This window comes from Sporacetigenium mesophilum DSM 16796 (assembly GCF_059569055.1).
The window spans coordinates 73844-88222 of record NZ_JCANUR010000007.1 but is presented as its reverse complement, the minus strand read 5'-3'; the positions used below and the strand labels follow the sequence as shown (position 1 = coordinate 88222).

The window sequence follows — 14379 nt, the reverse complement described above, 5'->3', positions numbered from 1 at the left end:
CATTATCTTGTAACTGTTTTGTTATTTTAACTTCACCATGTCAGTAAGCATCAGCCTTAACAACCGACATAATCTCTTGGTTTTCAGGCAATTAATATCTGTATATTCGATAGTTATCGAATAATATATACGATTTATTCCACGCAAGAGTGTCTTATCATTATTACACCTCAAATAATTTATTTTCTCAAAGTTAAACTATTTTCTTAGGTATAGGTTTTTTCTCAGACAAAGTTATCAAGTTTCCGTATAAAAGATTTTGCTCGTTATCATTCCATTTTCCGGTTCCGCTTTGCGGTGTAAATGTTAACTCCCCAAAATATATATTTCCATTAATTGAATAAAAATCTACTCTTACAAAAGTAAATTCCTTACTGAGTATTGCAGCAAATTCCTTCATTTTAGAAAATGTATCGGGCATTTCAGGAGAAGGCTCTATGGGTGGATAATTAACCAAATAATCTTGAATATTCCAAGAAGCGTCAAAAATAGTTCTTGTATGCTCTTTAGTTCCGCTTCCACTATCTACCCATACAAATTTAGGTATACCGTTAAAGCAGAAAAATCTATAATCAAATATTGTTCCATCCATATCAGCTATATATTTTTCGGCAACAATTTTAGGAGGAATATTCATATAGTGAAGCTCATACCCGTATTCTGTAGCAAAATTTGTATGCATCCACCTATCAAATTTCATCTTTTCGGCCATGTAATTCATAGCGGCTTTGTCTTGAATTATAGAATTCCATCCACTACCGTGATTGGCTTTTAAAGCAAATTGATTAGGCATTTTAGCAAAGTCGATTTCATCAAAATTATCCCATACACCTAAAATCGGTATCAAATGCTCATGACCTATTTTGTCTCCAACATATTCCCTAGCAAGATATTTGTCCGCAAGGAGAGTTTTAAGTGCTGTACTGTCATATAGTTTTAACCACTGCATTTTTTCATTAAAAGAAACGGGATTTTCCAAATCCAATTCACTTCCACACATACGAAGATACCATTTTTTAAGAATTTCTTCTTTTTGGGAATCACTCGTTCGCCAATAATATCTGTCACGCAAAGGTCTAAATATTGACTTGATAATTTTCCTATACTCCATAAATATTTCCTCCCCTAAATTTATCAACTACTTATTTGCTATATTTTTTATTATCTCACGCCATTGATTTGCCCAGCGTTCATAAGAAAATGAGCATTTTACAGTTTCGTAACCAACCGAAGCCATTCTTGTTCGTTCTTCTGGATTATCAATCAGTTCCTTAATAGCTAAATACAGTTGTTTGGTATCTCCGGCATTAACCATTCTGCCGTTATATCTGTTCAAAACAATATTTGTCATTCCACCCACATCGGTACAAACAACTGCACATTGAGCAGACATTGCTTCAATCAAAGATAAAGAAGTCCCTTCAGAACCTACAGTAGGAACTAGCGCTATATGCTTGTCCGCATGAATATCTAAAGACTGTTCTGCGGTGTATTGTGTAAATAAGACACGGTCTTGCCATTTATTAAGCTTATTGTGAAGATATTCTTCATCGGGTCCTCTACCAGCTACAGTGATTTCAACGTTATCATATTCGACCAATAATCGTTCCACCGCTTCAGCAAAGACTCTTGTTCCCCTATGCTTTACAAATCTTCTGGCAAATATAATTTTCACCTTGTCATTAGGTTTTACGTTAACTTCAGCAATTTTCGTGAAATTTGGAATAACAACAAAATTACTGTTTGGAACGTCAACCTGTGCTCTATACCAATTCAAGAAATTATAATCTACGCACACTACCTGTTTTACATATTTCATTCGTTTATGCTCGTTATATGCAAAACGCGCTTTTGATAAAAACATACGAATATCACTACGGCTTTCATCTTTCTGTATGTCCCAATGAATACCATGTTGTATTGACAAACTGTGTGTAGCATTATTGTCTTGAGCCAACAAATGATCTGCAAAAATCAACAAATCATTATTTTTATCAAAATCTTTATTTATACAATCTAACACAACCTTTGTTCTGAGGCTGCCGTTAACCCTAGCTCTCGGAACACTTTTAACAATACAATTCTCTAACTTAATTTTATTATTATCATTTTCAGAACCGAATTGGAAAACCGTACAGGAATAGCCGGCTTCACACAACAACGGGATTAAATTATTAATATAGGTTTGAACACCACCGGATACAACGCGGTTTGAATCAAAATCATAATATCTTTCATACACAATAAAAGCCTTGTTCTGAATATTATTATTTTTCATAACATTACCTTTCTAGTTTTAGTTATTTTCTCTTTAGCACACCTTATTTCTTTTAAACAAAGTCCCAACAGGAAAAACAGACTATAATCCAGATAGCGTCCTCCAAAAATGCCTTTTACGAATACAAGACAGCCAAACATGATAATCCAATTTCTCACCAATGTACCTTTAGTGGCTTTTAATGCTTTAAAGTATAATGCAACAAAACTTATCATTAGGGTCAAGCCAATAGGAAAACCATAGTGGAATAAAATTTCCATATACATATTGTGTGCCGAATAATATCCCAGTGTCCACTCACCATAAATACCATATCCTAATATTGGCCGTTCCATGAATCTGGAAAATAAATCTTGATAAATGTCAGTTCTACCAGAAGTGTAGGATACCAATTCTCCACTTATCAAATAGTCCACAACTCTTGTTGACAAACCATATCGCATCAATAATCTTTTGATATCAGATAACATCTGCAAATAAGCTGGTGACATAATAAATAAAAAAACAATAATGGATAGAACAATTGCAATACCAACCTTTTTATTGATATTAATATTTAAGTGTGTCCATATACGCACAATCAAGAAAACAAATAGGACAACAATTGCGCCTCTTGTTCCCATAGCCAAAGCATATATTACACCAATAATTGAACAAATAATTGCAAAAATTTTCTTTTTTTCAAAAGCATATTCTATTGCAATAATAGTGTTAGGTAAAAGCAAATAAGACCAATACATACTATATCCAGATCCAACATCCCCACCCAATATTCTCCCTGTTCCCATATAATAAAGCACATAAACCGCGCTCACAAGAATAGCAGTACAACTGAATCCGCTCACAATAGACAATGTTTCTTTATCTAAAGAAAGACACAATCCCAATAGAAAGAACGGAATACAGGGAAGTATATTGGAAGTCAAGGACGCTGAAATATATAGAGCATTATCGGGATAAAAGATATAGGTAGACAAAATAGATACTGTGAAAAACAGTATAATAACCAAATCCGATCCTCTAACATATCTTAATCTGCTTTCTCTATATGATAAGATTATTAACAAAGAATATAATATTGGAAAAAAGAAGACTTCAGCAACAGAAATTACTGGAAGTTTTCTAATAATAACTGAAAAATAATTAAATAAGGTATAATGACAAAACATTACCGAAACAAGCAATGCGAACATCTTATCTTTAGTTATCACAATTTTCGTTTTTGAATCTCTTATGACATTGTTCATTATAGTTAACCTCCCAAAATCGTTTTTGGGGGTATAGAGTGCATTCATCCCCCCTGTCGAACACGATTTTTTATATTTCCGACATATAAAGCTAAAGAAGCCACCCTATACAGATGCAATTTTACACACAGCAGAACCGCTTTTTGGTAGAAACTTCCAGCTATTTTAAAACTATATTTTGAAAACTCTAACTCATTGCATGTTCTACGAATCCATCTTGAACGTGTAAAAACATTTAATTCCATTTTAGGCGAGTAAGAAAGCTCCAAAGCCTTCATTAATTTAGAAAAAATTAATTCATCGACAAGAAGATGTGTTTCCTGATCTCTAGAGTTCCATATACAAATTGTTTCGCTCCATATCTCTTTAAGACCTATAACACAATCCACATAGTTGACCGGATATTTCTTCCATTCCAAGCTAACAGTGTTTTGATAATAGGAATACAAAACTTCCGGTATAAATCTAATGTTTTTACAGTGGTTCACATACCTTGAAATGAAACCCTCATCCTGATGGCGTCTCAAAGGAGGATACTTAATATTGTTCTTTCGAACAGTTTCACCATCAAAAAACTTATTCCAAGGTGCGCCTTGAATACTATTCTTATTAGACATACCGAAATAATCACTGTAATCTGCTCTTACAACCTCACCGGTATTGTTAAACTCTTCGTATTTTTTTTCAAAAACAACTTCACCATCATGTTTCAAACATCTGTATCCGAACACGATTAGATCATATTGTCCGTCACACATAGCTTCAACAAGAACCGAAACAGCATTTGGATCGATATAGTCATCAGCATCCGGAAAGTATAAATATCTACCCTTACTTTTCTCAATTCCTACATTTCTTGCGGGACCTGAACCCTGATTATCTATATGTATACATTTTACTCTGTTATCCTGTAGAGCAATTTTTTGGCATATCCTATAGCTGTTATCCTTTGATCCGTCATCAACCAATATAACCTCAATATTGGTATAATCCTGTAATAAAATTGATTTAACACAAGCCTCAATTGACTCCTCCATATTATAAACAGGAATGATAACACTGACTAAATCTGACATAGAAACCCCCTTATTCATACATTCCTCGATTTTTAACATTTAAATAAAATCTAATTATTGTTGACGGGATACAAAAACATAAATATGTGATCATCAATCTTTTCTTCCAAATTCTATTTTTATCTATCTCACTCATTCGTTGCATTGCTTCTTTCTTTTTTCCATCTACTAAGTAAGAGCGAACAACCTGAAGTTTCGTAAATTCATATTCCGTTTTTAAACTTTCCTTAATGTTGTCTAAAATCGTGTCATCGCTCAAAAACATCGGCATACGATTCAATGGATCGGCCTCATATCTTCGTGTATAGTGCTTTGTGGCCTCACTTCCGTCTCTATTACGCTTAAAGGTAACAGTATCACTATATACAATTCCTGTATGTACATAAACTCGTTTCCACATATCTGTGTCTTCAGCTAATTTAACACCCGGTTCAAACATACCGTATTTCTCAAACATTTCACGCTTTATGCAAACGCAACCTGTACATATCATTTCAGGGGTTCTTAGCATCTCCTTGACAGCATCTTCATAATATGAAACATCACCAGTTGTATTGGGCATAATAATATCATTACTATCTGTTCTCAAACTAATACAGAACCTTGTTGCAAAAAATTCCCTAGAGGGATTTTCAGTTATCAATCCAGCAAGATGTTCCAAATGATTGGGCAAATATTCATCATCTGCATCTAAAAAACAAACAAACTCACCATGTGCATTACTTATACCTGTGTTTCTCGCAACAGAAACACCTTTATTGGATTGAGAAATTACCATAAGACGTTCGTCATTTATTGATTTTAAATGTTCTAATGTTCGATCTTCGGAACCATCATCAACAACAATAAGTTCAAAATCCTCAACTGTTTGCTTTAATACACTTTCAACCCCCCGAGCAATAAATTTCTCTGCATTATATGCCGGAATTATTATAGAAAAACGCATAGCTCACCTCCTAATGTGAATTATAAGAATAAAAACATTTGTCATGTTTTCATGAAAAATTTCTCAATGGAATAGTGCAAAATCCATCTATTTTTTACGAATAAACACTATCTTCCTATAAGACATTTGCTTATTCGATCTCAGCATCAGTGTTATACTTTTTCATATCCAAATTTGCCATAATTAGCATTTAATGTCCCCCATATCGAGCCCGCTTTGCCTTACAATCTTGTTTTTGCTAAATATTCTTTCGACTATTAAATATGATGACTTGAGGTCTGATGCAGAAATAATGACATTATATTTATCATAATTAATATTGGTTTTTGAGACCCCTATAATATTGTGTTTTTGTGCGTCATAAATAGCTACACTACTATATACTATTTTCATATAAATTTTTATCTCCGTATATATGATGTAACCCAAAGAATAAGTACTTTATAAAATGTAATTCATAAAGTATACTGTTATTAATTAGTCTCGATTTTCGATTTTATATATTTCCACTAAATCTTTTCCAATATTATTCCAAGAATAATTATCAACTATATATTCGTGAAGTCTCTTACCCTTTACTGAAAGGGATTCTTTACTTACCTCATTTGAAATATACTTAAGCTTATTAAAAAATTCATCATCATTATTTTCAACAACATAGCTATTCTCTTCGTCAACTACATATTCTGAAATAGCTCCTACATTTGTACATAGCACCGTCTTATTAAACTCCGCAGCTGTAAATATTACACCACTCATACTTGCATGTCGATATGGTAAAATAATGATATCTGATTTAGTAATTAGATAATTCAATAAGTTATCTTCAACAAACTTGCTTATATATAGAATATTTTTACAATTATTAATTTTATCTTCCAAAACTTCAAGTTCCTTATATTCTGAACTTTTTTTTCCAGCTATTACTAATAGGTTCTCACTACTACTGAAGCTTTCAATCCACATTTTTGTAACCCTATCTACTCCTTTGTTATAGAAAATATGCCCAAAGAATATAAACACTTTGTTATATTTCTCGACTGTTTCAAGAATTTCTTGGCCGATACTACTTCTATCATATTGCGTATCCTGATTTAAATAAGTACCATGTCTTTGAATAACAACTTTATAATTGAATTCGCCAAACAACTTTTTAAATTCTTCTCTAATACCCTCACCATGCAGTACTATAGTATCGACAATACTATATATAGTTTTCAAATCATCAACATATTGATTCCCATTTATATGAGGTAAAACATTATGAGCAGTATAAACTAACTTTTTGCAATATTTTTTAATGATACTAAGAAATTGTACATCCATCTTATAATTCAAAAGCCATTGCACATGAACAATGTCATACGAATTTTTTTTTAGTTCCTTAATAATTCTTATATAGGCGCTAATATATTCAGCACCACGTATAATTTTTCTAAACATGCCATCTTCCATACCTTCTGATTTTTTAAAAAAAAGAGGCATAATAGTATATTCTGAATCTGTTGTTTTTTCATAATAACAATTCGTAACTAAAGTCAAATCCCCATATTTTGATATGCCGCTACATAAACCATTTGTATAAAATAGCAAATTGTTAATCCCCCAGGGGTCAATCATCATTATCTTCAAAGGATATCACCTCATCTCTGTAGATTTGTGCCTTTATTACTTAAAATAAAACTTATTTGAGCATATATTTGACTATCCATCAATATCCTTTCAACTTGTTTAAAAAGTTGCTTTTCTATTATAAAAATAATATCCATATTGTTATTTCATCTATAATTACTTTTATTAATTTCTTTTAATCCTTATTAAATAAATCCCTAGTATACACCTTATCTGCAGCATCTTAATATTATTGGCTAATCTATTTGCTACAATAACGTTTGAGACTTTCTTAAATTCTTCGTTTACCTTCTCTCAAAATTTCGGTAAAAAGATGATACTTTCTGTGTCAAACATCTCTCTTCCTTTTCTTGTATATCCTACAGGTACTGTAGATTTAACAACCATTACAGCGTCTGGGTTGATGGATAATACATTTGCTATTACTATCTCAACCGATCTCGTGTTAAAATAGTTCTTCTCCGGGTTATAATTAGTAGGTGTAGAGATAATAACATATTCTACATCCTTGAACGCTTTATAATTGTCCGCTGTTGCAGTAAGATTTAATTACTTTGTTGCCAGTTAATCTTCAATCTCTTTATCTATGATAGGAGGCTTTCTATCGTTAATCATATCTACTTTTTCTTGAATAATATCCTATGCAATTGCTTCATTATGTTGAGCTAATAACACAGCAATAGAAAGACCAACATAACCAATCCCCACTATTGCTATTTTCATTAAGCAATTCCTCCTTCATCCACTTACTATTGTATATATTAGAAGTAGTGTTTCTTAACAGCATTAATGCCATAAAAGAAAAAATAATAAAGACATTTTACTGCAGACAACTTCTCAATATTTCTACAATTATTCCAATGATTTTTAGCAGCCTTGAACTTATCATTTGATATTGACCCATTTACTTTTCGATAATATGCTAAACTTTCATTTAACCCATGGGCTATATGCCCTTCTCTAAGTAGTTTAGCCCATGTCATAGAATCGTGATCTTTCTTCACATTTACGAGTCTAACTTCACCAACGCTTTCTTTGTCTAGCATAACTGTTAATGTACCAATAACCGTATTTTTCATAAACTGACTATAATTAAGCTTTTGAGGAATTTTTATCACCTTATTACCCTCATCTCTTAATATTTCATAACCAGTAAAAGAAAACTCAACTTTATTCTCTATCATAAAATTTAATTGTTTTTCCAACTTATCTGACTTCCACATATCATCAGCATCAAGAAACGCAATATATCTACCTTTAGCTCTTTCCAAGGCTTTATTTCTTGCCACAGCTGCTCCTGCGTTTTTTTCTAGTTTGAAGTATTTTATACGTGGATCCGAAAACTGATTAATAACCTTTGCTGTATTATCTTTAGAGCAATCATCAGCAATTATCATCTCCCAATTCTCATGGGTCTGTGATAAAACACTCTTTATTGTTTCACCTATATACTTCTCCGAATTATAAACAGGTGTAATTATCGAAACCAAAACATTTGGACTATTACCATTTCCCATTTTTCCACCTCACTCTGAGAACTAACTTGCTATCATCTTACTTTTTTCTAGACCTTCGATATATTTTTGCTCGTCAATCGTGCCTATACGTAACAAATAGTCGCCAAAATCCTCTGCAGTCTCCATACCTTCTGCGCTAATACCATCTCTTTTAAAGACTTTAGCAACCGTCATAAAGATTATACTCCAGTCTCGTAAAAAAGTAATATTATTGATGTATTCTAAATCTAGATTGAGCTTTTTTTCCCAGTTTACTCCATTTCGTCCATTTATCTGAGCCCATCCAGTAAGACCTGGTACAATACTATGTCTTTGCCTTTGCTCTGGAGTCATAAATACCATATCTCGAATTAATTGTGGCCTCGGCCCTACTATAGACATATCTCCTATAAGAATATTAAAGAGTTCAGGAAGTTCATCCAAGCTCGTACTCCTCAAAAATTTCCCAAACTTCGTAAGCCTAATACTGTCTGGCAGCAACTCCCCATTCTCATATCTTTCATCGGTCATAGTCCTAAACTTATACAATGTAAATATCTTCTCATTCAGCCCAGGTCTCTTCTGCTTAAAAATAACTGGACTGCCAAGCTTAGTTCTAACTAGCACTCCAACAATTAATAAAACAGGACTAAGAACTATAATTGCAATCAAAGCCAATATGAAGTCCATCGGTCTCTTAAAATATCTTGCGTATACACCACCCTTACCAGGTAATTGCAAGGATGTTTTTACATTTCGTTTAACCTCAGTTTGCATCTATATCCACAACCTTTTTATAATCTTACATACTCTATTCAAATCTTTATCAGTCATCTTAGTATCACTTGGCAGGCAAATACCTCTATTAAATACATCTTCCGATACACTCAATGCCTTTCTATATGCAGGCTCAGCATCTCCACTCAAAGACTCACTATTTGAGGCTGCTACCAATTCCCTAACATCATCTTCATAGGGGGAGACGAAGTCATATGCTTCAAATACAGGCTGCATGTGCATTGGCTTCCATACTGGTCTTGACTCAATATTTTCTTTTTCTAGAGCTTTCATAATATCAAGTGGTTTAACTTGCCCACTTAAAGTCATGCAGCTTAACCAGTAATTAGGTTCATTCCATTCATTGATAGGCATAAACTCAACACCTTCAAGCTTTCCTAATTCTCTCTTATAGAACTCAAATATATATTTCTTCTTAGTCACTCTTTGGTCTAGCACTTTAAGTTGTCCTCTACCAATTCCAGCAACAATATTACTCATACGATAATTAAATCCTAATTCACTATGTTGATAGTGTCTTGCTTGATCTCTAGATTGTGTTGCCCAGAATCTTACCTTTGCTATTCTCTCTTCATTATCAGAAACTAACATTCCACCACCTGAAGTAGTGATTATCTTATTTCCATTAAATGAAAAAATACCGTACTTTCCGAAAGTTCCAGTATGTTTTCCTTTATAATAAGTACCTAAAGACTCAGCCGCATCTTCGATTAATGGGACATTATGTTTCTTACAAATACTAACTATTTTATCCATATCTGCAGATAAACCATAAAGATGAACTATAATTACAGCCTTAACATTTGGATACTTCTCAATAGCTTCTTCTAGAGCTTTAGGACACATATTCCATGTTTTGTAATCACTGTCTATGAAAACTGGTATTGCATTTTGATAAATAATTGGATTTGCTGTGGCTGAAAATGTAAGTGTTGGGCAAAATACAATATCGCCTTCTCCTACTCCAGCTGCTTTTAAAGCCATATGAATAGCAGCAGTTCCGGAAGAAAGTGCTGCAGCGGCCTTACTTCCAACATTATTAGCAAGTTCTTTTTCAAATCCATTTACATTTGCTCCAAGAGGGGCAATCCAGTTAGTATCAAATGCTTCTTTTATATATTCCATTTCATATCCTTCATCGCTCATATGTGGTGATGAAAGGTAAATTTTTTCCCCCATATTTCATCCATCCTTTTTCAGATATTTTATATTTTCTGAGTATTTAGCTTGCAAATTCTTTTGATTTATCTTGTTTCATATAAGTAGGTACTAACATCTTAATAACATGTTCAATAAGCTCTACTTCTTCATTTTTAACAATACTCTGTAAAAGTTCTAGGTTTTCTTTTATCTTCTTCTTATCTATGTCTATAGGCTTACCTATAAAAATCTTTTTGTGTGCTGTATCTGTCAGACCTTCCTCAGCCATTAGAAGTTCTTCGTATAACTTTTCTCCTGGTCTAAGTCCACTGAATTGAATTTTAATATCTTCATCAGGTTCAAATCCTGATAATTTTATAAGATCTTTTGCTAATTCTGTTATTTTTACAGGTTCTCCCATGTCTAGAACAAATATTTCTCCACCTTTGGCCATTGCTCCGGCTTGTATTACAAGTTGAACTGCCTCTGGTATAGTCATAAAGTATCTTATAATATCTGGATGTGTTACTGTTATTGGCCCGCCTTCTTCTATTTGCTTCTTAAATAGTGGGATAACGCTTCCATTACTTCCTAAGACATTTCCAAACCTAACAGCCACAAATTCTGTTTTGCTCTCTTTGTTCATAGTTTGTATTATCATCTCAGCAACTCTTTTAGTTGCTCCCATTATATTAGTTGGGTTAACAGCTTTATCTGTAGATATAAGAACAAATCTTTTTACATTGTATTTGTCTGCTAATTTTGCCACATTTAATGTACCAAATATATTGTTCTTAATTGCTTCGCTTGGGCTTTTTTCCATAAGTGGAACGTGTTTGTGTGCTGCTGCATGAAATACTACATTAGGTTTATATGTGTTAAATATTTCATCCATACGCTTTTCGTCTCTCACAGAAGCTATAATTGTCTTTAAGTTAAGCTCATTTCCATACTTTCTTATAAGCTGTTGTTGTATTTCGTAAGCGTTGTTTTCGTATATATCTAAAATTATGAGTTCCTTTGGTTTAAACTTAGCTATTTGTCTACATAATTCAGAACCTATAGATCCTCCACCGCCAGTTACAAGAACTACATTGTCACTTAAGTATCCACATATTTCTTCTAAGTTTACCTTTATAGGGTCTCTTCCTAGTAAATCTTCAATATCTACATCTCTTATTTTCTTAATATCTACTTGACCGTCTATAATTTCATATACTCCTGGAAGAGTTTTTAATTTACATTTAGACTCTTTACATATATCTATGATTCTTCTTTTTTCTTTTTGAGATGCTGATGATATTGCAAATATTATCTCATCGATATTCTTTTGTTTAACTATATCTTTTATATCGTTACTACTTCCTAATATAGATACATTGTGTATACTTCTTCCGACCTTGCTTAAGTCGTCATCTATTATACCTACTGGTAACTTATTTAACTGTGGGTTAGTAAATAACTCTTTCACTACCATAGCACCAGCATTTCCACCACCAATAACCAAAATTCTAGATGCTGTTTTTGATAAGGTATGTTTTGTCTTTAATCTTCTTATTGTTCTATAACTTAATCTAATTCCTCCAGTTGCACAAATTAATCCAAATGTATTTACAAAATAAAAGCTTATAGGAAGGTTAAAATTTAAAACTATAGATAAAGGATATATTATGATTGCGCAAACTATTGTAGCTATAAATATAGAATTTAACTCTTCTACACTTGCATATCTCCATAAGCTTTTGTAACATCTAAATGAATAAAGTACCCATATCGATACTGATGTATAAATAAGTAATGTTTTTTTCAGTAGTGCAACATACTCCATAGGTGGAGCCATATTAAAAGTAAGTTCTAGAGACAATATTGCTACTAAGTTAATTGAAATAATATCTAATAATACTAAAACAAATTGTCTTACTCTGTACTTGTCAAAAAAATTACCAATAGTATGATTGTCTTCTTCATACTCCAAAGATTTTACCGCTCCCATAATATCCCCCCTACTTTACTACCTATCTTTTATTTCTTTTATTTGTTTTTTTGTCTTTTTCACCATAGCTGTAGTAATAATATCCATAGTATTTACTTGCATCTAAATCAAGTTTATTAAGAACTACTCCTAACATCTTTGCATTTACACTATCTAATTTTTCCTTAGCTATTTTAGCTAGTTCTGAATCTACTTCATTAGATGCACACACCAATATAACTCCATCAGAATATGAAGATATTATAGCTGCATCTGTAACAGACCCAATTGGCGGTGAGTCTATAAAAACATAATCGTAGTATTCTGACAATCCCGTTACTAATGTTTTCATATTATTAGAACTTAGTATTTCCGATGGATTTGGTGGAATAGTGCCTGCTGTTAATATATCTAAGTTTTCTATTTCAGTTTTTTGTATACACTGAAAATATGGTTTTGAACCTATAAGAGCATCAGTTAAACCATGTAAATTACTTATATTAAATTGCTTGTGTAAAGAAGGTCTTCTTAAATCGCAATCTATTACTATAACCTTTTTGTCAAGTGCTGCAAATGATACAGCCAGATTTGATATTGTAGTCGTTTTCCCCTCACTTGGCTGAGCACTAGTAACAAGTATAGTTTTGATATCCTTATCTACATTAGAAAATGCTATATTAGTCCTTATATTTTTATATGCTTCTGATATATGTGACTTTTGGTCAACATAAGATGTAATATTATTCAACTTGCTACCTCCTATTCTTTTTACTTTCAGTATTAGGAACTATTCCAAGTACTGGTAACCCTAAGTGTCTTTCTATATCGTTAGGAGTTTTAATTTTGTTGTTTAGGTATTCTAGTAAGAATGTTAAGAATAAACCTATCATCATACCTAAAACAGCTGCTATAGCAACATTCATCATTTTGTTTGGCTTAATTGGATTTTGTGGTACTACAGCATAGTCCAAAACTTCAACACTGTCTGCCTTAGTTATTCTTCTAACTTCTTTTGTGAATATTTCAGGTATTTTGTTTGCTATTTTGTATGATAATTGTGGATTTGTATTTTGAACCTTAATGTTTATAATCTCAGTGTCTTTGACAGAAGAAATTGTAACAGCACTTGATAATTGCTCATATGTAACGTTCAGATTTAAATCATTTATAACTCTATCTAATACCTTTCTTGATCTTGCTATTTCTCCATAAGTTAATGCTAGCTTTTGATTTACCATTATATCATCACTTGTAATTTCTTTGTCTTCTGTAGTCTTAGATTTGTTAACCATTAATGTTGTTCCTGCTTCATATACTGGCTCTAATACATAAAAACTTACAATTCCGCTAACTAATGATGCTATAACAGTTATAAGTGCTATTATCCAAAACCTTTTTTTGATAATGTCTACGTACTCTCTTAAGTCTATTGTTTCTTCCATGTTCTTTCCTCCTATTTGAATTTATTAATTTGCATATTATTTTCTTCCTATCTATTATTATATAGGCTTCGACTTTATAATGCAAAAAAACCCACCTATCCATATTAAACCAGTGCTACTAGTATAATTTGAATGGGTGGGTGCACCACTAACTCCACATACTCCAGGTGCCCAGATACAGAATATGTTTCTTCGTTCCATTTCTAACTATTTAAGTTATTTATATAAAATTAGACATTTTTTTAAGTAATATGACCTTTTCCCCTTTAAAAGTATAACTTAGTAACGTACAGTTTTCAACAATTTGATGTCTCGGTATTTCGACACGAATTTACAATATGGCTTATTTAGA

The 14379-nt window shown here is 32.3% G+C and carries 13 protein-coding genes and 1 riboswitch; all 13 genes read right to left on the bottom strand.

The window, feature by feature from the left end; genetic code table 11:
* Positions 1 to 193: 193 nt before the first annotated feature.
* On the bottom strand, positions 194 to 1111 hold the full coding sequence (locus BS62_RS07770) for an ATP-grasp fold amidoligase family protein (protein WP_496490695.1): 918 nt from the start codon (positions 1109 to 1111) through the stop codon (positions 194 to 196).
* A 27-nt stretch (positions 1112 to 1138) separates the two neighbouring features.
* Positions 1139 to 2278, bottom strand: a complete 1140-nt coding sequence (locus tag BS62_RS07765) for a glycosyltransferase family 4 protein (protein WP_496490694.1) — start codon at positions 2276 to 2278, stop codon at positions 1139 to 1141.
* Complete coding sequence (locus BS62_RS07760; RefSeq protein ID WP_496490693.1) at positions 2275 to 3525, bottom strand: O-antigen ligase family protein; 1251 nt, start codon at positions 3523 to 3525, stop codon at positions 2275 to 2277. Before BS62_RS07760 ends, BS62_RS07765 begins: the two co-directional genes overlap by 4 nt.
* A 44-nt stretch (positions 3526 to 3569) precedes the next feature.
* Positions 3570 to 4601, bottom strand: a complete 1032-nt coding sequence (locus BS62_RS07755; protein WP_496490692.1) for a glycosyltransferase family 2 protein — start codon at positions 4599 to 4601, stop codon at positions 3570 to 3572.
* Positions 4602 to 4611: 10 nt separating this feature from the next.
* Complete coding sequence (locus BS62_RS07750; RefSeq protein WP_496490691.1) at positions 4612 to 5547, bottom strand: glycosyltransferase family 2 protein; 936 nt, start codon at positions 5545 to 5547, stop codon at positions 4612 to 4614.
* A 183-nt stretch (positions 5548 to 5730) separates the two neighbouring features.
* A complete protein-coding gene (locus BS62_RS07745; protein WP_496490690.1) occupies positions 5731 to 5940 on the bottom strand; it encodes a hypothetical protein in 210 nt (69 codons plus the stop codon).
* A gap of 84 nt (positions 5941 to 6024) precedes the next feature.
* Positions 6025 to 7170 (bottom strand): glycosyltransferase family 4 protein, encoded by a 1146-nt coding sequence (locus BS62_RS07740; protein ID WP_496490736.1) that lies wholly within the window; start codon positions 7168 to 7170, stop codon positions 6025 to 6027.
* Between the two features lie 770 nt (positions 7171 to 7940).
* Positions 7941 to 8669, bottom strand: a complete 729-nt coding sequence (locus tag BS62_RS07735; RefSeq protein ID WP_496490689.1) for a glycosyltransferase family 2 protein — start codon at positions 8667 to 8669, stop codon at positions 7941 to 7943.
* Between the two features lie 48 nt (positions 8670 to 8717).
* Positions 8718 to 9452 carry a sugar transferase gene (locus tag BS62_RS07730; RefSeq protein ID WP_496490688.1) on the bottom strand — a complete coding sequence of 245 codons (735 nt, stop codon included), beginning with the start codon at positions 9450 to 9452 and terminating at the stop codon, positions 8718 to 8720.
* On the bottom strand, positions 9453 to 10652 hold the full coding sequence (locus BS62_RS07725; RefSeq protein WP_496490687.1) for a DegT/DnrJ/EryC1/StrS family aminotransferase: 1200 nt from the start codon (positions 10650 to 10652) through the stop codon (positions 9453 to 9455).
* A 43-nt stretch (positions 10653 to 10695) separates the two neighbouring features.
* A complete protein-coding gene (locus tag BS62_RS07720; protein WP_496490686.1) occupies positions 10696 to 12606 on the bottom strand; it encodes a polysaccharide biosynthesis protein in 1911 nt (636 codons plus the stop codon).
* Positions 12607 to 12628: 22 nt separating this feature from the next.
* Complete coding sequence (locus BS62_RS07715; protein ID WP_496490685.1) at positions 12629 to 13333, bottom strand: CpsD/CapB family tyrosine-protein kinase; 705 nt, start codon at positions 13331 to 13333, stop codon at positions 12629 to 12631.
* Positions 13334 to 13337: 4 nt separating this feature from the next.
* Positions 13338 to 14027, bottom strand: coding sequence for a YveK family protein (locus tag BS62_RS07710; RefSeq protein ID WP_496490684.1), 690 nt, complete (start codon positions 14025 to 14027; stop codon positions 13338 to 13340).
* Positions 14028 to 14152: 125 nt separating this feature from the next.
* Positions 14153 to 14236, bottom strand: a riboswitch (cyclic di-GMP riboswitch).
* Between the last annotated feature and the right edge of the window lie 143 nt (positions 14237 to 14379).